We start from the raw sequence: 20,327 nt of genomic DNA on the forward strand, positions 1-20,327 counted from the left end.
GGGCACGATCTGCCGTCGCGCACCACGAACGACAAAGAACCCGACCCGTTGTCCGGGTCGGGTTCTGGGAGAGCCCCCTGTCAGGATTGAACTGACGACCTTCGCTTTACAAGAGCGGTGCTCTACCACTGAGCTAAGGAGGCGGGTACGAACAGGCGCCCCGAAGGGCAGCGACCATCATAGCGGGACGCGGCAGCCGCGTGGCATCGGTAGAGGTGCCACGCGGCCGTCGCGCTCAGCGAGGTCCCGGCGCAGTATCGGTGTTACTGCTCAGGACTGGGCGCGGGCCGCATCGTCGGCGGCCATCGCGTCGCGCAGGCTCTTGGGACGCATATCGGTCCAGTTCTTCTCGACGTACTCGACGCACGCGGCCCGGCTCTCTTCGCCGAACACGACACGCCAACCCGCCGGGACCTCGGCGAACGCGGGCCACAGGGAGTGCTGCTCTTCGTCGTTGACCAGAACGAAGAAGCGGCCGTCCTCGTCGTCGAAGGGGTTGGTGCTCAATTTCACCTCACTGGATACTGGCGCTGTGTACGGGATCGCTTCGGGGGGCGAACCCCGGGCGTTGTGTCGACCCTAGCAAGGCTGACGTTACGTGTAGGTGGTTACCTCAGCCTCGGCGGTCAAGCCGCGAAGAAATCGAGGAGGATCTTGTTGACCGCCTCGGGGCGTTCCAGGTAGCCGTAGTGGCCGGTGTCCGGGATTTCCTGGTACCTGGCGCCGGGGATGGCGTCGGCGACTTCCCGCGACAGATAAGGCGGAATCATCCTATCATCGGCGAAGCCGATTGCCAGGCAGGGCACCGTGATCGCGCGATAGGCGGCCACCCGGTTGAACTCGTGATCCATGGCCCGCTGCGCGCGGATGCCCGGCGTGGCAGGCCCGCCGGTGAACTCGAACAGGTCGAGCCAGTCGCGGGCGGCATTGGTGTCGGACATGGTCGCCGGCGACAGATTCATCACCGCGGTCAGTGCCGCCTCGAACTTGGCGGGCAGCTGCACACCGGCGGCGTCGAGATCCTGCTCACCGGCCGACAGCGTCTTCTGGAACTGGTCGAGCCTGCCGTGCCCGGCCATGAACACGGCCTTGCGGACCAGGTCGGGACGGGCCAGCGCCAGTTCCTGGGCGACCCGGGCGCCCATCGAGGTGCCCGCGACCAGCGCGGGACCCTCGTCGAGGAATTCGATCAGCGCCGCGGTGTCGGCGACCAGCTCCTCGATCCGCATGCCGCCGGGTGCCTCGAACGACGGCGCGATACCCCGGTTGTCGAAGGTGCACACCCGGTACCCGGCCGCAACCAGCGCGGGCACCTGATGGAGTTCCCACACCCGACCGGGCGATCCGGTGCCCATGATCAACACCACCAGCGGACCGCCGCCCTTGACGTCGGTGCCCTTGGTACGGTCGCCCTTGACCTGATAGTTCAGTGCGATGCCGTTCACCGTGGCCACTGGCATGAAACAAACCTCTCTGCGGGGTTGAGCTGTCCGACACTCACGGTAACGGGACCGCCACGACCCTGCACCGGGGTGGGGTGATCGGGTCGGGAGTTCATCGGCCGTGCACGGGCGACCGATAGTATTGACTACTCGCACGCAGAGCGTTTGGAAACCGGGAGGACGAACCACTATGGCCGCCAAGAGCAGCGCCAACGACATCGCCGACGACGAGCTCGAGCCACTGGCCGACGAGACCGCTCGCCAGGCACAGCGCGTCGTCGCGGCGTACGCCGAAGACGCCGACGAGTGCCGGATGCTGCTGTCGATGCTCGGCATCGGCCCCAGCTGACCCTCCGACTACCACAACCTCAAAGCGAACCCTGCGACGCGCAAAGGATGCGTGAGTGGACCAGATGATCGATAAACAGTCCAACGACCGTCCGTCCGAGAACAGCGAGTCCGTCGCGGCCACACCGACCGGTGCGGGCTCGGGGTTCGTCGTCGTCGCGAACCGGCTGCCGGTCGACCTCGAGCGCCTGCCCGACGGAACGACCAGGTGGAAGCGCAGCCCGGGTGGTCTGGTGACCGCCCTGGAACCGGTACTGCGCAGCAACAAGGGGGCGTGGGTCGGCTGGGCGGGCGTCCCGGACGTCGAAGTCGAGCCGATCATCGAAGACGGTCTGGAACTGCACCCGGTGCCGCTGACGGCGCAGGAGGTCGAGGACTACTACGAGGGGTTCTCCAACGGCACGCTGTGGCCGCTCTACCACGATGTGATCGTGCGTCCGGTCTACGACCGGGCCTGGTGGGCCGCCTATGTCGAGGTCAACCGCCGGTTCGCCGAGGAGACCGCGAAGGTGGCCGCCGAGGGCGCCACCGTCTGGGTGCAGGACTACCAGCTGCAGCTGGTACCGAAGATGCTGCGCATGCTGCGGCCCGACCTCACCATCGGCTTCTTCCTGCACATCCCGTTCCCGCCGGTCGAGCTGTTCATGCAGATGCCGTGGCGGACCGAGATCGTCGAGGGCCTGCTCGGTGCCGACCTGATCGGCTTCCATCTCCCCGGCGGCGCGCAGAACTTCCTCTACCTGGCCCGCCGACTAGCCGGGCAGCCCACCTCCCGGGGCACCATCGGCGTGCGCTCCAAGCTGGGCGTCGTGCAGGTCGGCTTCCGCACGGTGCGCGTCGGCGCGTTCCCCATCTCGATCGACTCCGCCGAGCTCGACGAACACTCCCGGCGCCGGTCGGTGCGGGAGCGGGCCGCCAAGATCCGCGCCGAGCTGGGCAATCCGAAGAACATCATGCTCGGCGTCGACCGCCTGGACTACACCAAGGGCATCGACATCCGGCTCAACGCCCTGCAGGAACTGCTGGAGGAGGGCCGGGTCGACCCCGCCGAGACGGTGATGGTGCAGCTGGCCACCCCGAGCCGTGAGCGGGTGCAGAGCTACATCAAGATGCGCGGCGACATCGAACGCCAGGTGGGCCGGATCAACGGCGAGTTCGCCCGGGTCGGCTACCCGGTCGTGCACTACCTGCACCGCCCGATCCCCCGCGACGAACTGATCGCCTTCTTCGTCGCCGCCGACGCCATGCTGGTCACGCCCCTGCGCGACGGCATGAACCTGGTCGCCAAGGAGTACGTGGCCTGCCACAGCGACCTCAACGGCGCCCTGGTGCTGAGCGAGTTCACCGGCGCCGCGGCCGAGCTGCGCCAGTCCTACCTGTGCAACCCGCACGACCTCGACAGCGTCAAGGACGCCATCATCGGCGCGCTCGACGACGACCGCGACACCAAGCGCCGCCGGATGCGCTCGATGCGCCGCCAGGTGCTGACCCACGACGTCGAACGCTGGGCGCGCGCCTTCCTCGACGCCCTCTCCCAGGGCAACGTCGCCGGGGCGGCCCTGCTGAGCGAGGACGAGGACGTGTACCGCGAGTCGCGCTGAGGCGCTCACAGCGACCTCACAGCGTGGTGGCAGCCACCTCCCAGCCGGGTGGTGGACCATGAGATCCATGAGCGGTGTGCCGGAAGCACCCGAGGCCAGGGTGCTCGTCGTCGACGACGAACCGATGATCGTCGAGTTGCTGGCGGTGAGCCTGCGCTACCAGGGTTTCGAGGTAGCGACGGCGAGCGACGGCGCCGAGGGCCTGGACAAGGCCCGCGCGTTCCGCCCGGAGGCGCTGATCGTCGACGTGATGATGCCCGGCATGGACGGCTTCGGCCTGCTGCGCCGGTTGCGCGCCGACGGCATCGACGCGCCGGTGCTGTTCCTGACCGCCCGCGACGAGGTCGAGGACAAGATCACCGGCCTGACCCTGGGCGCCGACGACTACGTCACCAAGCCGTTCAGCCTCGAGGAGGTGGTGGCCCGGCTGCGGGTGATCCTGCGCCGCTCCGGCCGGACCGCACCCGAACAGGCCAGTACCCGGCTGCGCTTCGCCGACATCGAACTCGACGACGACACCCACGAGGTGTGGAAGGCGGGCGAGCCGGTCGCCCTGTCCCCCACCGAGTTCACGCTGCTGCGCTATTTCATGGTGAACGCGGGGAGCGTCCTCAGCAAACCCCGCATCCTGGATCACGTGTGGCGCTACGACTTCGGCGGTGAGGTCGGCGTGGTGGAGACCTACGTGTCGTATCTGCGCAAGAAGGTCGACACCGGTGAACAGCGGTTGATCCACACCCTGCGTGGCGTCGGGTACGTCATGCGGGAGCCGGCCGCGCGATGAGTCTGCGCGCCCGCGTCGCCCGCAGGTTCTCGGCGATCCCGCTGCGCGTGACGCTGGTGCTGATGCTGGTCGCCCTGGCCGGATTCGGTTTGATCGCTTCGGGTTTCGTCGTCACCAAGGCGATGGAGAACTCGCTGCGCAACCGCACCGACCAGCAGTTGACCGATGCCGCGATCGAATGGGAGCGCCGGGTCGGGCTGCCCGCGCCACCCCTGCCCACCCCGTCGTCGGACCGGCAGCCGCCGGGACGGTACTACCTCACCGCCGCGAGCACCGACGGCACCCGAACCATCACGCTGGACAACGTCTTCGGCACCGACGCCACTCCTGACCTCCCGAATCCCCCTGCGCTCCAACCGGTCACCGTCGGCTCGCAGGGCGATTCGACCGATCAGTGGCGCGTGCTGACCGTCAACGGGCATCGCGCGACCGCGACCGTGGCGTGGCCGCTCACCGAGAACATCGAGACCGTGCGCAATCTCGTCGTGTTGCAGCTGGTGGTGGGCGCGATCGTGCTGATCGCCCTGGCCGTGGCCGCCTACTTCGTGGTGCGCGGTAGTCTGCGGCCGCTGCGCCGGGTCGAGGCCACCGCGGCGGCGATCGCGGAGGGTCAACTGCATCGCCGGGTTCCGGTGCGCGGCACCGACACCGAGGTCGACCGGCTCTCGCGCTCGCTCAACAGCATGCTCACCCAGATCCAGCAGGCCTTCGCCGCGACCGCGGCCTCCGAGGCCGCCGCGCGCGAATCCGAGGCCAGGATGCGGCGTTTCGTCGCCGACGCCAGTCACGAACTGCGCACTCCGCTCACCACCATCCGCGGTTTCGCCGAGCTGTACCGGCAGGGCGCGACCGGCGATCCGGCGATGTTCATGAATCGCATCGAACACGAGGCACAGCGGATGGGCCTGCTGGTGGAAGACCTGCTCATGCTGGCCAGGCTCGACGCGCAACGCCCCGTCGACCTGACGCCGGTCGACCTGCTCGCGATCGCCGGCGACGCCGTGCACAGCGCTCGCGCGGTGGAGGCCGCGCAGGGCGAGCACCGGCCGATCACCCTCGAGATCGCCGACGGCACGGGCACCTTGGAGATCCTGGGCGACGACCACCGGCTGCGCCAGATCCTGACCAACCTGCTCAACAACGCCCGGACCCACACCCCAGACGGCACCGCGATCACGGTGCGACTGACCCCCGCCCAAGACGAGGTACTCCTCGAAGTCGCCGACACCGGCCCCGGCTTGTCCACGGAGGAATCGGCGCGGATCTTCGAGCGGTTCTATCGCGCCGACTCCTCACGCACCCGCAGCAGCGGCGGCACGGGCCTCGGGCTGTCCATCGTGGCCGCGCTGGTCGCCGCACACGGCGGCACGGTCCGGGTGCGGCAGACCCCGGGCGGCGGGGCGACCTTCGTCGTGCGGCTACCTCGAGACAACCGCGGCCCGGCCTGAGTCAGGCCGGGCCGACGGCCACGGAAAACAGCGATTCTCGCGGGGATTCAGACCGGCGTGACCTGTGCGACCAGCCAGCGGTCCCCGGACTTGTCCATCGTTACCCGCACCCGGCTGCCGGAGGCGGTGCCGTTCGGGGTGTCCTTGCTGGTGGTCAGCTGGTTCAGGTAGAGCAGCACCACCGCATGCTCGGGCTCGGCCGAGACGATGCCCTCGGCCTGGGTCGTGGCCTTGACGGTGAGCTGCTTCTCCTTCGCGCCCGGCGCGATGGCTTCCTTGATCAGCTTCAGGTAGTCGTTGCGGAAGGACTCGGTCAGGCCGTCGGCCGCCTTGGGCAGCTCGGTGTCGACGGTGGCGGGCTCGTAGGTGAACATGGCGCTGACCGTGCGGCTCGCCGTGCTCATCGCGTCGCTGCGGGCCTGCTCGGTCCGGTCGTGCTGCCACAGCTGGTAGCCGCTCACCCCGAGCACCACCGCCGCGATCAGGCCGAGGGCGGCGAGGCCGCCGAAGACGATCTTCATACGCTGGCTCATCCGACGAACTCCACCTTCGACACGGTCATGCCGGTGTCGCTGTTCGACACGGTGACCCGGAATCGGTACTGCCGCGACTGCGGTTCGGGCGAGCCGTTGTTGCTCACCGTCTGCTTGGCGGCGACGAGAACCTGCGCGGAGTCGGCGTCGGCGGTGACGATGCCCGATTCGACGACCTCGCCGGAGGAGACCACATTCGCCTGCTTGACGACGTCCATGAACGGATCGACGCGACCGTCGAACTCGGTCTTGAAGTCACCGGAGGCCACCGCCAGGATGCGGTCGATGTCTTCCTTGGCCGTCTGCGCGCGGATCGTGGTGAGGTTCAGCACCGCCTGACGGGCGGTCTCGGTGTACTGCGCTCGCAGATCCTCGTCCCGGTTCACCGAGTAGGCGGTGAAGGCCGCGTAGCCGGCCCCGGCGACCAGGGCGAGGACGAGCAGGATCGCCGCGGCGAGCGCCAGGATGCCGCCACGCGCGCGAGGCGCCGCCGCGCCGCCGGATTCGGCAGGCTCGCTCGCCGCGAGCTGGACGGTGACATCCGCCGGCTTCACCGCTGTGCCGGCGGCCGAGTTTCCGGCGATCTTCGCCGTGGCCTCCGCGTCCAGCGCCGCCGACGGTGATGCGGTTTCGCTCTTACTGATGCTGACTGTCTCGGCCGCCGTCTCCTCGACCGGTGGCCCGGCCGAGCGCGCGGCCCGCCTGCGCGGGCGGCGGTTGTCGTTGTCGTTCATCGTTGCTGCTCCTCCAACATCGCCTGCCAGCTGGCCGGCACGGTGCCCGAGCCGTCCTCGGCGATGTCACCTTGGCGGTACGTGCGTCCGTCCGTGCCCAGATAGCTGCCCGTGGACGGATCATAGGGGCGCGCTGCGGCGGGGGTCACACCGCCCGTCGATGCGCCTGCCGGTGCCGACGCCGGAGCGACCGGCTGAACCGGCCCGAACGGCGGGTTGTTGCCCTGCGGCACGAACCCCGTCCGGCACAGTTCGGGCGTGGGTGCCCGGACGCCGGGGAATTCCATGCACGGGGTGTTGCGGATGCCGCGAACCGCGATGTTCGAGTCCTGCGGCACCTTGCAGTAGAGCCCGGGTGGGGTGTCCATCGGGGTCAGGTCGCTCGGCTCCCGCCACTGATCCGCGGGCAGGAAGCCGGTGGTGCAGGCGGGCGGGTCGTTGAGGACGGTCATGAAGTCGACCATCACGCCGTACTGGATCGGCCCGCGGATAGCGGTCCGCAGCGCCGCGATCAGCGGCGGGAAGACAACCAGGAGCTGCTCCACGCTCGCGTTGTAGGTCACCCCGACCTGTCCGAGGCTCACCAGGTTGCTGGCCAGCAGCGGCAGGGTCGGGCGCAGCCCCTGGAACTGCTTGTTCACCACTTCCATCGCGGAAGGGCCGTTGTTCAGCAGGCTGCGCAGGGCCGGATCGTGCTCGCGCAGCTGATCGGTGACCGTGGCCAGATCCGCCGTCCAGGAACGGATATCGTCCGCGGAACGCGTCTGGGTGTCCAGCAGCGGACCGATCTGGTCGAGCAGCTTCTTGGTGGGCTCGATATCGGTTTCGGCCTGCTGCACCAGCAGCGCGGCCGAGTCGATGAACCGCTGCAGATCGGGGCCCGCGCCGTTGAAGGCGAGGAACGCCTCGTCGATGACCTGCCGCAGGCGGGTGTCGGCGACCGACTGGAGCAGCTTGTCGGCCTGGTCCAGCATCGTGCCGACGTCCTGGGGCAGATGGGTACGCTGCTCCGGAATCACCGAGCCGTCACGCAGATTCGCCTCCGACGGCTGCTCGGTGGGCACCAGGTCGACATACTGCTCGCCGATCGCCGAGACACTGCGCACCCACGCGCTCGCATCGGCGGGCACCTTGTAGTCGCTGTCGATCGACAGATCCGCTTCGACTCCGGCCGTCGTCAGCCGGACCGCCTCGACCTTGCCGATGTTCTGCCCGCGGTAGGAGACATTCGCGGTGGGGTAGAGACCGCCGGTGGCGGCCAGCTGCACGGTCACCGCGTATCGGCCGATGCCGAACATCGCGGGCAACTGCAGGTAGCTGACGCTCATCACGACGAGGCCGATCACCGTGAGCACCGCGAAGATCACGAGCTGGGCTCGCACGAACCGGGTGAGTTTCATCGACCCGCCCCTTCCTGGCCCGGCAGTGGCGCGGTGAGTCCGGGGATGGCGGGCAGACCGGGGATGGGCGGCAGCCCGGGCAGATTGAGCGTGGGCCCCGGGCTCGCCGGTGCGCCCAGCGGCGTGGTCGCCGGGTTGCCCGCGTCGGTCGCGGTCGACGGCGCGAACGAGCCGACGACGCCTTCGACGCCACCGAAGCGACCGCCCAGCGGAGTGCCGGTGAGCCAGTTGCTGTCGAGCCGACTGGCGGTCAGGTCGAACGTGATGAACAAGTTCATGTAGTCGCCCATGATCGCGTTGTCGATGTTCCGGATCGGGAACGGGAAGGTCGGCAGGATGCCCAGCGCCTGGACCAGGTTGTTGCCGGTGTCGGCCAGCGTCTTCAGCACGGGACCGAGACTGCGGAGATTGGCCACCAGATCGTCGCCGCTGGTCTTGATGAGTCGTTCGCTGACGTCGCCGAGCTCACCGAGCGCGGTGATCGCGGTGGTGATGTTCGCCGACCGGTCGGCCAGCGCGGTGAGCGCGGGATGGATCTGCTCGATCGCCTCGGCGATCACGTCACGCTGATCGGCCAGGCGCACCGCGAGCAGGTCCAGGCCTTCCATCGCGGCGATGATGCTGCCGGTCTGCCGCTCCAGACCGGTGGTCAGCTCGTTGAGCTGGGGCAACAGGTCGGCGATCTCGGCCTCGCGGCCGTTCACCATCGCGTTCAGCTCGGTGGTGATGGTCTCGAGCTGGGCGATACCACCGCCGTTGAGCACCACCGACAACGAGGACAGCACCTGCTCGGTGGTCGGATAGGCGCCGGCCCGCTCGAGCGGGATGACGTCGCCGTCGCGCAACTGGCCCGTCGGCGCGACCGTCGTCGGCTCGGACAGCTCGACGTGGTTGCTGCCGAGCAGACTGGTCTGGCCGATCTTGGCGACCGCGTTGGCGGGCAGACGCACATCGGGGTTGAGCGAGACCGTCACCAGCGCGTGCCAGCCCTCGACCTCGATCCCGGTGACGTTGCCGACCTCGACATCGTCCACCCGCACCGGCGAATTCCGGGTCAGGGTGGTGACATTGGGCATCTGGATCCGCACCGTGTAGGAGCCGGCCATGCGGCCCTCGGAACCGGGCATGGGCAGGGAGTTGAGCCCGTCGAACTGACAGCCGGTGGTGCCGAGCGCGACGGCGACGCCGACGGCCAGCCCGGCGAGTGCGCGTTGGCGCCTCATCGCTGTCCTCCTGGAACGGCAAGCCCGGCAAGACCTTCGGGCACGGTGATCGGGGCGGCGGCGGGCGCCGAGTTCGGCTGGCCGGCACCGGCCAGGCTCGGGTCGCTGTACACCAGCTGCTCCGGGAAAGCCGTCACGCCGCTGGCCGGGTTGGTCATGACCGGCACGTAATTCATAGCCAGCGAACTGATCACCGGTGCCAGGAACTCCGCGCACAGGTCGGCGGACTTGTCGGAGTTGTTGTTCTCGAGCGCCCGGATCGAACCACACAGGAAGCTGAGTGGACTCGCGCTGTTGTTCAGGGCGACCGCGCCGGTGAGCGAGCCCTGAGCGGGCTTGTAGAGCTGATAGAAGTTCACCATCGCGGTCGGGCCGGAGTGCAGCACCTGTTCGAGCTGGGGCCGCTTGTCGACCAGCGTCTGGGTGACATCGGCGAGCCGCTCGACACCCTCGGTCAGCTCGCCGCCGGTGCCGTCGAGGAACCGCTTCACATCGGCGAGCGCCACATCGAGACTGTCCAGCCCGGCGCCGAGTTCTTGCGACGCGCCGGCCAGCACCGAGGACACCGACGCCAGGCGGCCACTGAACTGCACGATCTGCTCGTTGCTCGCCGAGAGCACCTCGACGAACTTCTGCAGGTTGCGAATGGTGCCGAACAGGTCGGTTCGCCCGTCGGACAGGGTGGTCATGGTCGCGGACAGTTCACGCAGGGTGTCGCGGAACTTCTTCCCGTTCCCGTCGAGGTTGTCGGCCGCGGTGTCGACGAAGCGGCCGAAGGAGCCCTGCTCGTCGTCACCGACCGGACCGAGGGCCGCCGACAACTTGGTCAGCTCGGCCTTGATCTCGTCCCACTCCACCGGCACCGCCGTGCGCTCGAGCGGAATCTGGGCCCCGTCGGCCAGTTTCGGGCCACCGTTGTAGCCGGGCGCGATCTGCACGAAGCGGGCCGCCACCAGTGACGGCGCGATGATCACGGCGCGCGCGTCCGCGGGCAGATCGACATCGCTGTCGATGCTCATCTTCACTCGTACCTGGCCCTTGCCCGGTTCGATCGAGTCGATGCTGCCGACGGTGACGCCGAGTACCCGGACCTCGTCGCCGGCGTACAGGCCGGTGGTGGAGGTGAACGACGCGGTCACCGTGTTCTTCCCGGCGCCGGTGACGAGGTAGACGCCGACCGCGACCAATGCCGCGATCACCACCACCGCCACCGCGATCGTCCAGCGCGGCAACCCGCGCACCTGCTGGCTCAAGCTCATCGCGGGGGATCCTTTTCAGCAGGAGCGATGTAGGGCGTCCTCGGGTTGGTGAAGATGTCGATCACGTCCTGCGGCACCTGTTCCGGCCAGACCAGCGCATCGACGAGCGGACGCAATTCGGTACTTGTCGCGTTCACCACGTAGGCGTTGAACCAGGGCCCGTTGCCGACCTGTTCGCCGAGCGCTGCGGCGTAGGGGCCGAGGCCGTCGAGTGCCTGGTTGAGGTTCTGTTCGTTGCGCTGGAGCAGCGCGAGCACCGAGTTCAGGCGGTCCAGCGTCGGCCGCATCTGCGGCTCGTTGTCGGCGACCAGGCCGGAGAGCTGCCTGGCCACGTCGTCGATGTAGACGACGAGCTGGTTGATCGCCGCGCGGCGCCGATCGAGTTCGCCGAGCAGTTCGTTGCCGTCGATGAGCAGCGTATTGAGCTGGGTGCTGCGGTCGGCCAGGATCTTGGTGACGTTCTGCGCCCGGGCCAGCAGGTCGGTCAGCGCCTGGTCGCGCACATTGATGCTGCGCGACAACGCGGTGACACCGTCGAGCGCGTTGCGCAGCGGGCCCGGGGTATCGGCGAAGGCCGTCGACAGGGTGTCGAGGGTCTGGTCGACCTGATCCAGATCGAGATCGCGCACGGTCCCGCCGAGATCACTCAGTGCTTCGTTGAGCGAATAGGGCGAGGTGGTGCGGTCGAGCGGGATGGTGTCGCCGGTGTCGATCGCGCCGGGACCGTTCGGCACCACGTCCAAGGATTTGCGGCCGAGTACCGTGTTCGTCTTGATCGCGGCGGTCGTCTTCTCGCCCAGCACGATCGACTCGTCGAGGTCGAACTTCACCAGGACCTTGTCACCGTCGAGGCTGACCTGCCGCACCTCGCCGGAACGCACACCGGCCACGTGCACCGGGTCGCCCGGCACCAGGCCGCCCGCATCGAGGAAGTTCGCGGTGAAGGTCGCTCCCGAACGGATGAAGGGCAGCTCGGTGAATTGCAGCGTCGCGAGCGAGATCGTCACCGCCAGAACCACACCGACGATACCGATCGTCGCCGCTGACGACTTGTTCTCATTCATTGGGCGTGCACCTTCCGGTCGCCTGCAGACCCGGTGCGTGAACTTCCATCGGCTCGCCGTTGGGGCCGCTGATCAGGAAGTTGGTACCGCAGATGTACAGCTGCAGGAAAGAACCATAGGCACCGATCCGGATGAGCTTCTTGTAGGTGTCCGGCAGCTTTCCGAGCACCCATTCGATGTGGTCGGAACCCTCGTCCAGATTCGTGGCGAGCCTGCCGGTCTGTTCGATGGTGTTGCGCAGATCGGGGCGAGCCTGCACCAGCAGGTCGTTGAGTTCCTGGGTCGCGCCCGCGATCCGCGGCAACGCGTTGCCGATCGGGTCACGCTGCGCGGACAGGTCGCTGACCAGGCGCTGCAGTTCGTCGATGGTGGTGGCGAACTGATCACCGCGGTCGGCGATGGTGGCCAGCACGGTGTTCAGGTTGTCGATCACGCTGCCGATCAACGCGTCCCGGTCGGCCAGGGTCCTGGCGAAGTTCCCGCCGCTGTTCAGCAGGGAGACCAGCGTGCCGCCCTGTCCCTGGAAGATCTGCAGCAATGCCTCGGTGAGGTCGTTGACCTGTGCCGGATCGAGCCCGCGCAGCAGCGGCTTGAATCCGCCGAGCAGCAGGTCCAGATCCAGTGCGGGCGAGGTCTGCTCGCGACCGATGGTGTCGCCATCGGACAGGCGCCGAGCCGAGCCCGGCCCCTCCATCAGTTCCAGGTAGCGGTCGCCGACCAGGTTCTCGTATTTGATCGCCGCCCGGGTGCTGGCCAGCACCGCGTACTTGGTGTCGACGTCGAACTCGACGTGCGCGAAGTTGTCGTCGCCGACCTTCACCGAGGTCACCGAGCCCACCGGCACACCGGCGATGCGCACCTTGGCGCCCGGCAACATGCCCGAGGAGCTGGTGAACACCGCGCGATAGCCGTTCTCGCTGGAGAACCGGGCCTGACTCAAGACGATGGCCAGGCCGGCGAACACCAGCGTCATCACCACGGTGAAGATCGCCAGTTTGATCGTCGTTCCCGTGTTCCTCACCGCGTCACTCCCGGCAATCCGTCCAGCAGCAGCTGGAATACCTTTGGCACACCGTGGAATTCGTGTTGGGTGTTCGGCGTGTACACCGTGCCCTCGCTGGTATCGGTCACCAGATAGTTCGAATGGCTGTTCGGTACCCGGTCCACCACGCCCTCACAGCGCGGGCCGCCGGTGGCGTTCACCTTGGGTAGGTCGTTCGGATAGGTGTAGGGCTGGGCACCGAGCATGAAGCTGGCGTTCATGCCGACACCCGGCAGTCGTCCGCCCATCATCTCCTCGGCGATCGGCACCAGCGGGCCGAGGCCGTCGATGATGCAGCGCAGTGCGGGGGCGTACTCGAACAGCAGGCCGGTCGTCGGCCGCAGCAGGTCGAGCGCGGTCACCAGATCGCGTTCGTTCTCGCGCAGTACCGATCCCACCGTGTCGGACAGCCCGATCACGTTGACCAGCACGTTGTCGAGCTGGCCCTGCATCTCGGTGATCGTCTGCGACGTACCGGTCGCGTTGTCGACCGTGCGCAACAGCGGATCGGTGACCTCGGCGTAGAGGCCGGTCACGGCGGCGGTCTTGTCCAGATCGGACTGCAGGGTCGGCAGGTACGGATTGAGTTCGCGCAGATAGCGATCCGAACGCACCAGCAGATCGCCCAGCTTGTCGCCTCGGCCTTCCAGCGCGGTGCCCAGCGCGGTCAGCGTCGCGTTGAGCTTCTCCGGCTCGACCTGGGCGAGCACATCGGACAGATGCTGGAACAGCGTGTTGAACTCGACGGTCACCGAGCTCACCGCCACCGTGCTGCCCGGGGCCAGCGCCGTGGCGGACGGCTGCTCGGGGACGACGAAGTTCACGTACTTGGCACCGAACACCGTGGTCGAGCGGATGTCGACGCCGGCGTTGGCGGGCACCAGTTTCAGCTGGTCGGGGTCGACTTCGAGCCGCAGCTGGGCGCCGTCGGCGCGCAGGTCGATGTCGGTGACCCGGCCGATCTCGACACCGCGCACCTTCACCTTGGCGTCGGGGTCGAGGACCAGGCCGGTGCGTGGCGTATCGACCAGCACCACAGCGGTGTTGGTGAACGCGCCTTGGAACAGCGCTATCGCGAGCCAGGCGCCCGCGACGAGCAGGCCGACCAGCGCGAGCGCGGCGAGCTTGCGCCCGAGCCCGCCCTGCATGGCGGCAACGAACCGATTGGTATCCATCGCGCTATCCCGAGAGGTGGAAGTTGCCGGAGGTGCCGTAGATGGCCAGCGAGATCAGCAGCGTCACTGTGACGACCGCGACCAGCGAGGCCCGCACCGCGTTACCGACCGCGACACCGACGCCCACCGGGCCGCCCGCGGCGGTGAAACCGAAGTAGGTGTGGATCAGCATGACGGCCAGCGCCATGACGATCGCCTGGATGAACGACCACAGAATGTCGCTCGGAATGAGGAACGTCGAGAAGTAGTGGTCGTAGACACCGGCCGACTGTCCGTAGATCACCACCGTCGCGAAGCGGCTGGCGAGGAAGGAGGCGATCACCGCGAGCGCGTAGAGCGGCACGATCGCGATCAGGCCGGCCAGCACCCGGGTACCGACGAGGAATGGAACCGGCCGGATCGCCATCGATTCCAGCGCGTCGATTTCCTCGGCCACCCGCATCGCGCCCAGCTGGGCGGTAGCACCGGCGCCGATGGTGGCGGCCAGACCGATCCCGGAGATCACCGGCGCGGCGATGCGGACATTGATGAAGGCGGCGAAGAAGCCGGTCAGCGCTTCGACGCCGATATTGCCGAGCGAGCTGTAGCCCTGCACCGCGATGGTGCCGCCCGCCATCAGCGTCAGGAAGCCGACGATCACGACCGTGCCGCCGATCACCGCCAAAGCGCCACTGCCCATGCTGATCTCGGCGATCAGCCGGATGGTCTCGGTGCGGTAGTGCACCAGTGCGCGCGGCACCGAGGCGAGCGCCTTGACGAAAAAGATCGCCTTGTCACCCAGGGAATCCACGGATTTCGAGGCGCGCTCGAAACGACGGACCGTGCGCGGGAACTTGCTGCGAACAATGAATGCCATTTCGGTCACCGCACCGTGAATTTCAAGCCGATCGCGGTGACGACAACATTCACCACGAACAGGGCCATGAAGGCGAACACCACTGTTTGGTTCACCGCGTCACCGACACTCTTGGGGCCGCCTTTCACCTGCAATCCGAGATAGCAGGCGACCATTCCGGCGATCAGCCCGAACAGACCGGCCTTGATCTCCGAGATGATCAGCTCGGGCAGATTCGTCAGCAGCGGAATGCCGTTGACGAACGCACCGGGATTCACCCCCTGCAGGAAGACCGAGAAGGCGAAGCCACCGACGATGCCGACGGTGCACACAAGGCTGTTGAGCATCAACGCCACGAACATCGACGCGAGCACGCGGGGCACGACCAGGCGGCTGACCGGGTCGATGCCGAGCACCTTCATGGCGTCGATCTCTTCGCGGATGGTGCGCGCACCGAGGTCGGCGCAGATCGCGGTGGCGCCCGCGCCGGCCACGATCAGCACCGTGACGATGGGCCCGACCTGCGTGACGGCGCCGAACGCGGCGGCCGCCCCACTGAGGTCGGCGGCACCGATCTCGCGCAACAGGATGTTGAGAGTGAAGACAACCAGCACCGTGAACGGGATCGCCACCAACAGCGTCGGCACGATCGACACGCGAGCGACGAACCACGACTGGTCGATGAACTCACGCCACTGGAACGGGCGCCGGACCGCGGCCTTGGCCACGTCCGCGCCGAGTTCGAAGAATCCGCCGACCGCCCGCAACGGGACAGCAAGGAGGTCGTTCACGCGAATTCCTCCTTCTTGGACGGGCGGATCGATCGACCCGCGTACCCGTACTGCACTGCCACCCCGTTCTGAAGACTGCCCAAAGACTAGAACATGTTCCTGTTGATGTCTGCCATTTGGGGAGACTATTACCAGGACTTTTTCACGAAATGTGCCGTCGAAACTGAAACGAAAACTGACCGAATGCCTTTTACCTCCTGTGAGCCGTCACACACCCCGACGCTCATGTCTACCAACACCTGGACCTGTGATCAACACAACTCGGCAGACATGCCCGTCGTGGCGCGCGGCGAGCCAACACCCGGCAAATCGGTGGTTCGGCGATCAGCCCAGATCGCGCAGCGAGCGGGCCGAGAACGTGTGGTCGGCGGGACGCTCGGCAAAGTAGCCGTGCAGCGTCGAGGCGAGGTCGGCCTCGGACCATTCGGCGCCCGCGGCGTCGAAGCGGGCCTCCACCTCGGGAGCCGCCATCAGGGCGACCATCGGGCCGTAGACGACGAAGACCTGGCCGTTGACCGCGTCGGCGGCGGGCGAGGCGAGGTAGGCGACGAGCTTGGCGACATGCTCGGGCGCGAGCGGGTCGACCGAGCCCTCGGGCGCATCGGAGAACACGGCCTCGGTCATCGCGGTCCTGGCCCGCGGGCAGATCGCGTTGGACCGCACACCGAAGCGGGACAGGCCACGCGCGGCCGACAGCGTCAGCGCGGTGATGCCCGCTTTGGCCGCGCCGTAGTTCGCCTGGCCCTCCGGCCCGAGCAGGCCCGCCTCCGAGGAGGTGTTGACCAGCCGACCGTAGACCGGCGCACCCGCGGCCTTGGATGCCGCGCGCCAGTAGGCGCCCGCGTTGCGCGAGAGCAGGAAGTGTCCGCGCAGGTGCACGGCGATCACCGCGTCGAAGTCCTCGTCGGACATGTTGAACAGCATGCGGTCGCGGGTGATGCCCGCGTTGTTGACGACGATATCGAGGCCGCCGAGGGATTCCTGAGCGGTCGAGATCAGGGCGTCGGCGGTGGCGCGCTCGGCGATGCTGCCGCCGACGAACTCCGCCTTGCCGCCGAGCTCGCGAATCGCGGCGATGGTCTCGGCGGCGGCATCCTCGGTGAGGTCGTTGACGACCACCGCCGCACCCGCCGCGGCCAGCGCGAGGGCCTCGGCGCGGCCGAGACCGGCGCCTGCGCCGGTCACGATCGCGACCCGGCCGTCCAGTGAAGTCTGCATCACACTCATCGGGCCGACTCTAGAACGTGTTTCACTATCCGACAAGAGTCGATCACGCCAACCTCAGCGCGGCCTTGGGACACTGCGCCACCGCCTCCTCGACGTCGGCGACGCGATCGTCGGCCACATCGCCCTCGAGCACGTGCAGGTTGTCGTCGTCATCGAGTTCAAACATGTCAGGGGCGATTCCTACGCACACGCCGTTCGCTTCGCAGCGGTCGAAATCGACGATGATCTTCATGAGAACTTCCTTCCACGCGGTCTCCGCGACACTAACCCAGACAGCACGGTCCGCGAGGCGGAACAGCTGCCGATTCACTGTCAATACTGGAACATGTTCCAGTTCATATGCAATGATCGGTTTCGGCGGGGCCCACCCCCTGCGCCCCGCCGACGTCCGTTTTCGCAGCTGAGACCGAGGTAGGAACCATGCGCGTCGCGTATACGCCGCAGCAGGAAGAATTGCGCGCCGAGCTGCGCGAGTATTTCGCCCAGCTGATGACGCCGGAACGGCGCGCGGCGCTGAGCCTGCAGACCGGCGAGTACGGCGAGGGCAATGTCTACCGCGAGGTCGTGCGCCAGATGGGCCGCGACGGCTGGCTGACGCTGAGCTGGCCCAAGGAGTACGGCGGCCAGGACCGCACGACGATGGATCAGCTGATCTTCGTCGAGGAAGCCGCCATCGCCGGCGCGCCCGTGCCGTTCCTGACGCTCAACTCGGTCGCGCCGACGATCATGCAGTACGGCACCGAGGAGCAGAAGAAGTTCTTCCTGCCCAAGATCGCCTCGGGTGAACTGCACTTCGCCATCGGTTACTCCGAGCCCGGCGCGGGCACCGACCTGGCCTCGCTGCGCACGGCCGCGGTGCGCGACGGCGACGACTTCGTCATCAACGGCCAGAAGATGTGGACCAGCCTCATCGCCTACGCCGATTACATCTGGCTGGCGGTGCGCACCGACCCGACGGCCAAGAAGCACAAGGGCATCTCGATGTTCATCGTGCCGACCGACGTCGAGGGCTTCTCCTGGACGCCGGTGCACACGATGGCCGGGCCCGACACCAGCGCCACCTACTACCAGGACGTGCGGGTGCCCGCCTCCTCGATGGTCGGGCCGGAGAACGGCGGCTGGTCGCTGATCACCAACCAGCTCAACCATGAGCGCGTCGCGCTGACCTCGGCCGGGCCGCTCTCGCTCGCGGTCAACCAGACCGTCCAGTGGGCGCGCGAGACCACCGGGCCCGACGGCAAGCGGGTGATCGACCAGGAGTGGGTGCGCCTGAACCTGGCGCGCGTCTACGCCAAGGTCGAATACCTCAAGCTGCTGAACTGGGAGATCGCCAGCCGTGCCGACCAGGGCGGCGAGGCGGCGCCCAAGCCGTGGGACGCCTCCGCGTGCAAGGTCTACGGCACCGAGCTGTCCACCGAGGCCTACCGCCTGTTGATGGAGGTCGTGGGCTCGCACGGTTACCTGCGCCAGGACTCCCCCGGCGCGGCGATGCTCGGCCGGCTCGAGCGGATGCACCGGGCCGCGCTGATCCTCACCTTCGGCGGCGGCACCAACGAGGTGCAGCGCGACATCATCGCCATGACCGCCCTGCGCCAGCCCGCGTCCGCCCGCTGACCTGAGAAAGCCGGTATCCCCTCATGGATTTCACCCCTACCGAAGCCCAGACCGATCTCGCCCGGCTGACCGGCGAGATCTGCGCCAAGCTGGTCACCGCCGACCGCCTGCGCGAGCTCGACACCGCGGGCCGCTACGACGAGCAGCTGTGGAAGTCGCTCGCCGAGACCGGCGTGCTGGCCGCGGCCCTGCCGGAAGACCTGGGCGGCAGCGATTTCGGCATGCTCGAGCAGACCGCGATCCTGCGTGAACTCGGCCGCGTCGTCGCCGCGGTCCCCTACCTGTGGTCGATCGTCATCGGCGCGGGCGCGCTGGCGAAGTTCGGCGACGCCGACCAGCGTCAGCTGGCCGCGCGAGCGGGCCGGGGCGAGGTCGTGCTCACCGCGGCGCTGGCCGAGGAACTGCGCGCGACCACCGCCGCGCCGGGCATCGTCGCCGAGCCCGCCGGTGCGGCCTGGACGCTGACCGGCACCGCGACCACCGTCTCCTACGCCGATCGCGCCGAGCGAATCCTGGTGCCCGCCATCACCTCCAACGGTGTCGGCGTCTTCGTGATCGACCCGGACCACGCCTCGGTCACCCGCACCGCCCAGCAGGTCGTCGACCTGAGCCCCGAATTCGTCGTCGAGCTCGCCGCCACCCCGGCCACTCTGCTCGGCAGCATCGAGTCCGGCGCCGACGTCCTCACCTGGCTGCGCGAACACGCCTGGCTCGGCTTCTCGGCCCTGCAACTGGGCACCCTGGAGCGCGCGCTCGAGCTGACCGCCGAGCACACCCGCACCCGCGAGCAGTTCGGCAAGCCGATCGGCTCGTTCCAGTCCGTCGCCCAGCGCCTCGCCGACGCCTACATCGACATCGGCGGCCTGCGCCTGACGGTCACCCAGGCCGCCTGGCGCCTGTCCGAGGACCTCCCCGCCGCCGAGGCCATCCACATCGCCAAGTTCTGGGCGGCCGACGCGGGCCACAAGGTCGCCCACACCGTCGTCCACGTCCACGGCGGTCTCGGCATCGACCGCGACCACATCGTCCACAACTACTTCACCGCCGCCAAACACCACGAATTCGCCCTCGGCGGCGCCACTCCCCACCTCCTCGCCCTCGGCGCGGAACTGGCGGGCTGAACCCCAACCGGTGACGGCGGCGGGCCGGGCTGTTCGATCAGCCCGGCCCGCTGTCGTTCCGACGAGCGAGGTTCGGGTCAAGGGAGATCCCCGTCAGTGAAGCGCGGGATCGCCTGGCAGAGGTCATCGCGGCCGCAGAGTCCGGCAAGGTCGTGCATCTGACTCGGCACGGCCGACGCGTTGCCGCCGTGGTACCCGAGTCCATGGCCGAAGCGGCCGACAGCCAGGTCCGGGCACTATCGAAACAATTCGCCGAGCGTCATAGGAGCCTGCTCGACAGGCTCGCCGAATGACCGCGGCGGAGATCTACTACCTCGCCGACCCCGATCTCCGCGCCATCGCCGACGATGTGACGGGACAGCACACTGTCCGCGATGCGGGCCTGCTCGCTTCAGCCGCGGCCCGTCCGCAGGCCACAGTTTTCGGCGCCGACGCCTATCCGACGCTCTGGGAGAAGTCTGCGGCGCTGCTCCATTCGATCGCGGCCAACCGCCCGCTCGTCGACGGGAACAAGCGGCTCGCCATCGCCGCGGCGATCATCCTCCTGGCCCGCAACGGGATCGATACGACAGCGCTCGACGAAGACCTGGCCTACGACCTCATGATCGATGTCGCCAGCGGCAAGATCGACGACGTCTCGACCATCGCCGCCCGCCTGATAGCCGTCCTGAAGCAGTAGTTCCCCG

At 68.0% G+C, this 20,327-nt stretch carries 22 protein-coding genes and 1 tRNA gene; 8 read left to right on the plus strand and 15 right to left on the minus strand.

Annotated features, from left to right (window positions below; all coding sequences use genetic code 11):
- Positions 1 to 71: 71 nt before the first annotated feature.
- From ACIO52_RS08180 to ACIO52_RS08190, 3 genes are all read right to left on the minus strand, one after another.
- Positions 72 to 143: transfer RNA gene (locus ACIO52_RS08180), tRNA-Thr, on the minus strand.
- Between the two features lie 127 nt (positions 144 to 270).
- On the minus strand, positions 271 to 507 hold the full coding sequence (locus ACIO52_RS08185) for an MbtH family protein (protein ID WP_022565839.1): 237 nt from the start codon (positions 505 to 507) through the stop codon (positions 271 to 273).
- A gap of 119 nt (positions 508 to 626) precedes the next feature.
- Positions 627 to 1,460: an alpha/beta fold hydrolase gene (locus ACIO52_RS08190; RefSeq protein WP_218718723.1), complete on the minus strand. Its 834-nt coding sequence runs from the start codon at positions 1,458 to 1,460 to the stop codon at positions 627 to 629.
- 172 nt (positions 1,461 to 1,632) lie between these two features.
- On the opposite strand from ACIO52_RS08190, the gene ACIO52_RS08195 reads away from it, so the two are divergent.
- From ACIO52_RS08195 to ACIO52_RS08210, 4 genes are all read left to right on the plus strand, one after another.
- Positions 1,633 to 1,791, plus strand: a complete 159-nt coding sequence (locus ACIO52_RS08195; RefSeq protein WP_019044795.1) for a hypothetical protein — start codon at positions 1,633 to 1,635, stop codon at positions 1,789 to 1,791.
- Positions 1,792 to 1,855: 64 nt separating this feature from the next.
- Positions 1,856 to 3,391, plus strand: coding sequence for a trehalose-6-phosphate synthase (locus ACIO52_RS08200; protein WP_218718722.1), 1,536 nt, complete (start codon positions 1,856 to 1,858; stop codon positions 3,389 to 3,391).
- A gap of 67 nt (positions 3,392 to 3,458) precedes the next feature.
- Positions 3,459 to 4,175 (plus strand): response regulator transcription factor, encoded by a 717-nt coding sequence (locus ACIO52_RS08205; RefSeq protein WP_218718721.1) that lies wholly within the window; start codon positions 3,459 to 3,461, stop codon positions 4,173 to 4,175.
- Complete coding sequence (locus ACIO52_RS08210; protein ID WP_402642612.1) at positions 4,172 to 5,623, plus strand: ATP-binding protein; 1,452 nt, start codon at positions 4,172 to 4,174, stop codon at positions 5,621 to 5,623. The genes ACIO52_RS08205 and ACIO52_RS08210 overlap by 4 nt, the downstream gene beginning before the upstream one ends.
- Before the next feature lie 47 nt (positions 5,624 to 5,670).
- Here the strand turns inward: ACIO52_RS08210 and ACIO52_RS08215 are convergent, their stop codons facing one another.
- The 12 genes from ACIO52_RS08215 to ACIO52_RS08270 all read right to left on the minus strand — a co-directional run bounded on the left by ACIO52_RS08215 (position 5,671) and on the right by ACIO52_RS08270 (position 17,138).
- The gene (locus ACIO52_RS08215; RefSeq protein WP_255587827.1) at positions 5,671 to 6,156 is read right to left on the minus strand and encodes a h domain protein; all 486 of its coding nucleotides are present in this window, start codon (positions 6,154 to 6,156) and stop codon (positions 5,671 to 5,673) included.
- Positions 6,153 to 6,890, minus strand: a complete 738-nt coding sequence (locus ACIO52_RS08220; protein ID WP_218718719.1) for a hypothetical protein — start codon at positions 6,888 to 6,890, stop codon at positions 6,153 to 6,155. The genes ACIO52_RS08215 and ACIO52_RS08220 overlap by 4 nt, the downstream gene beginning before the upstream one ends.
- Positions 6,887 to 8,290 (minus strand): MCE family protein, encoded by a 1,404-nt coding sequence (locus ACIO52_RS08225; protein WP_218718718.1) that lies wholly within the window; start codon positions 8,288 to 8,290, stop codon positions 6,887 to 6,889. The genes ACIO52_RS08220 and ACIO52_RS08225 overlap by 4 nt, the downstream gene beginning before the upstream one ends.
- The gene (locus tag ACIO52_RS08230; RefSeq protein ID WP_316573415.1) at positions 8,287 to 9,513 is read right to left on the minus strand and encodes an MCE family protein; all 1,227 of its coding nucleotides are present in this window, start codon (positions 9,511 to 9,513) and stop codon (positions 8,287 to 8,289) included. The genes ACIO52_RS08225 and ACIO52_RS08230 overlap by 4 nt, the downstream gene beginning before the upstream one ends.
- Complete coding sequence (locus tag ACIO52_RS08235) at positions 9,510 to 10,772, minus strand: MCE family protein (RefSeq protein ID WP_218718716.1); 1,263 nt, start codon at positions 10,770 to 10,772, stop codon at positions 9,510 to 9,512. Before ACIO52_RS08235 ends, ACIO52_RS08230 begins: the two co-directional genes overlap by 4 nt.
- Positions 10,769 to 11,836, minus strand: a complete 1,068-nt coding sequence (locus ACIO52_RS08240) for an MCE family protein (RefSeq protein ID WP_218718715.1) — start codon at positions 11,834 to 11,836, stop codon at positions 10,769 to 10,771. The genes ACIO52_RS08235 and ACIO52_RS08240 overlap by 4 nt, the downstream gene beginning before the upstream one ends.
- A complete protein-coding gene (locus ACIO52_RS08245; RefSeq protein WP_218718714.1) occupies positions 11,829 to 12,857 on the minus strand; it encodes an MCE family protein in 1,029 nt (342 codons plus the stop codon). Before ACIO52_RS08245 ends, ACIO52_RS08240 begins: the two co-directional genes overlap by 8 nt.
- A complete protein-coding gene (locus ACIO52_RS08250; protein WP_218718713.1) occupies positions 12,854 to 14,053 on the minus strand; it encodes an MCE family protein in 1,200 nt (399 codons plus the stop codon). The genes ACIO52_RS08245 and ACIO52_RS08250 overlap by 4 nt, the downstream gene beginning before the upstream one ends.
- A gap of 4 nt (positions 14,054 to 14,057) precedes the next feature.
- On the minus strand, positions 14,058 to 14,909 hold the full coding sequence (locus tag ACIO52_RS08255; RefSeq protein ID WP_218718712.1) for an ABC transporter permease: 852 nt from the start codon (positions 14,907 to 14,909) through the stop codon (positions 14,058 to 14,060).
- A gap of 5 nt (positions 14,910 to 14,914) precedes the next feature.
- Positions 14,915 to 15,679 carry an ABC transporter permease gene (locus tag ACIO52_RS08260; RefSeq protein WP_019044782.1) on the minus strand — a complete coding sequence of 255 codons (765 nt, stop codon included), beginning with the start codon at positions 15,677 to 15,679 and terminating at the stop codon, positions 14,915 to 14,917.
- A gap of 324 nt (positions 15,680 to 16,003) precedes the next feature.
- The gene (locus tag ACIO52_RS08265; RefSeq protein WP_402642621.1) at positions 16,004 to 16,906 is read right to left on the minus strand and encodes a 3-oxoacyl-ACP reductase; all 903 of its coding nucleotides are present in this window, start codon (positions 16,904 to 16,906) and stop codon (positions 16,004 to 16,006) included.
- Between the two features lie 43 nt (positions 16,907 to 16,949).
- On the minus strand, positions 16,950 to 17,138 hold the full coding sequence (locus ACIO52_RS08270; protein ID WP_019044780.1) for a ferredoxin: 189 nt from the start codon (positions 17,136 to 17,138) through the stop codon (positions 16,950 to 16,952).
- 188 nt (positions 17,139 to 17,326) lie between these two features.
- Between ACIO52_RS08270 and ACIO52_RS08275 the strand changes: the two genes are divergently transcribed.
- The 4 genes from ACIO52_RS08275 (at position 17,327) to ACIO52_RS08290 (ending at position 20,320) form a co-directional block, all read left to right on the plus strand.
- On the plus strand, positions 17,327 to 18,520 hold the full coding sequence (locus tag ACIO52_RS08275; RefSeq protein ID WP_218718710.1) for an acyl-CoA dehydrogenase family protein: 1,194 nt from the start codon (positions 17,327 to 17,329) through the stop codon (positions 18,518 to 18,520).
- A gap of 23 nt (positions 18,521 to 18,543) precedes the next feature.
- On the plus strand, positions 18,544 to 19,641 hold the full coding sequence (locus ACIO52_RS08280; RefSeq protein WP_402642626.1) for an acyl-CoA dehydrogenase family protein: 1,098 nt from the start codon (positions 18,544 to 18,546) through the stop codon (positions 19,639 to 19,641).
- An 86-nt stretch (positions 19,642 to 19,727) separates the two neighbouring features.
- A complete protein-coding gene (locus tag ACIO52_RS08285) occupies positions 19,728 to 19,934 on the plus strand; it encodes a type II toxin-antitoxin system Phd/YefM family antitoxin (protein ID WP_402643543.1) in 207 nt (68 codons plus the stop codon).
- The gene (locus tag ACIO52_RS08290; protein WP_402642629.1) at positions 19,931 to 20,320 is read left to right on the plus strand and encodes a type II toxin-antitoxin system death-on-curing family toxin; all 390 of its coding nucleotides are present in this window, start codon (positions 19,931 to 19,933) and stop codon (positions 20,318 to 20,320) included. The genes ACIO52_RS08285 and ACIO52_RS08290 overlap by 4 nt, the downstream gene beginning before the upstream one ends.
- Positions 20,321 to 20,327 lie beyond the last annotated feature (7 nt).

This window comes from Nocardia sp. NPDC087230 (assembly GCF_044744725.1).
GTDB lineage: Bacteria > Actinomycetota > Actinomycetes > Mycobacteriales > Mycobacteriaceae > Nocardia > Nocardia canadensis.

What these genes read in the sequence shown, in the direction of transcription:
- ACIO52_RS08190 (WP_218718723.1), bottom strand. Translation starts at nt 1,460, where the DNA reads ATGCCAGTGGCCACGGTGAACGGCATCGCACTGAACTATCAGGTCAAG.
- ACIO52_RS08195 (WP_019044795.1), top strand. Translation starts at nt 1,633, where the DNA reads ATGGCCGCCAAGAGCAGCGCCAACGACATCGCCGACGACGAGCTCGAG.
- ACIO52_RS08200 (WP_218718722.1), top strand. Translation starts at nt 1,856, where the DNA reads ATGATCGATAAACAGTCCAACGACCGTCCGTCCGAGAACAGCGAGTCC.
- ACIO52_RS08205 (WP_218718721.1), top strand. Translation starts at nt 3,459, where the DNA reads ATGAGCGGTGTGCCGGAAGCACCCGAGGCCAGGGTGCTCGTCGTCGAC.
- ACIO52_RS08210 (WP_402642612.1), top strand. Translation starts at nt 4,172, where the DNA reads ATGAGTCTGCGCGCCCGCGTCGCCCGCAGGTTCTCGGCGATCCCGCTG.
- ACIO52_RS08215 (WP_255587827.1), bottom strand. Translation starts at nt 6,156, where the DNA reads ATGAGCCAGCGTATGAAGATCGTCTTCGGCGGCCTCGCCGCCCTCGGC.
- ACIO52_RS08220 (WP_218718719.1), bottom strand. Translation starts at nt 6,890, where the DNA reads ATGAACGACAACGACAACCGCCGCCCGCGCAGGCGGGCCGCGCGCTCG.
- ACIO52_RS08225 (WP_218718718.1), bottom strand. Translation starts at nt 8,290, where the DNA reads ATGAAACTCACCCGGTTCGTGCGAGCCCAGCTCGTGATCTTCGCGGTG.
- ACIO52_RS08230 (WP_316573415.1), bottom strand. Translation starts at nt 9,513, where the DNA reads ATGAGGCGCCAACGCGCACTCGCCGGGCTGGCCGTCGGCGTCGCCGTC.
- ACIO52_RS08235 (WP_218718716.1), bottom strand. Translation starts at nt 10,772, where the DNA reads ATGAGCTTGAGCCAGCAGGTGCGCGGGTTGCCGCGCTGGACGATCGCG.
- ACIO52_RS08240 (WP_218718715.1), bottom strand. Translation starts at nt 11,836, where the DNA reads ATGAATGAGAACAAGTCGTCAGCGGCGACGATCGGTATCGTCGGTGTG.
- ACIO52_RS08250 (WP_218718713.1), bottom strand. Translation starts at nt 14,053, where the DNA reads ATGGATACCAATCGGTTCGTTGCCGCCATGCAGGGCGGGCTCGGGCGC.
- ACIO52_RS08255 (WP_218718712.1), bottom strand. Translation starts at nt 14,909, where the DNA reads ATGGCATTCATTGTTCGCAGCAAGTTCCCGCGCACGGTCCGTCGTTTC.
- ACIO52_RS08265 (WP_402642621.1), bottom strand. Translation starts at nt 16,906, where the DNA reads ATGAGTGTGATGCAGACTTCACTGGACGGCCGGGTCGCGATCGTGACC.
- ACIO52_RS08270 (WP_019044780.1), bottom strand. Translation starts at nt 17,138, where the DNA reads ATGAAGATCATCGTCGATTTCGACCGCTGCGAAGCGAACGGCGTGTGC.
- ACIO52_RS08275 (WP_218718710.1), top strand. Translation starts at nt 17,327, where the DNA reads ATGCGCGTCGCGTATACGCCGCAGCAGGAAGAATTGCGCGCCGAGCTG.
- ACIO52_RS08280 (WP_402642626.1), top strand. Translation starts at nt 18,544, where the DNA reads ATGGATTTCACCCCTACCGAAGCCCAGACCGATCTCGCCCGGCTGACC.
- ACIO52_RS08290 (WP_402642629.1), top strand. Translation starts at nt 19,931, where the DNA reads ATGACCGCGGCGGAGATCTACTACCTCGCCGACCCCGATCTCCGCGCC.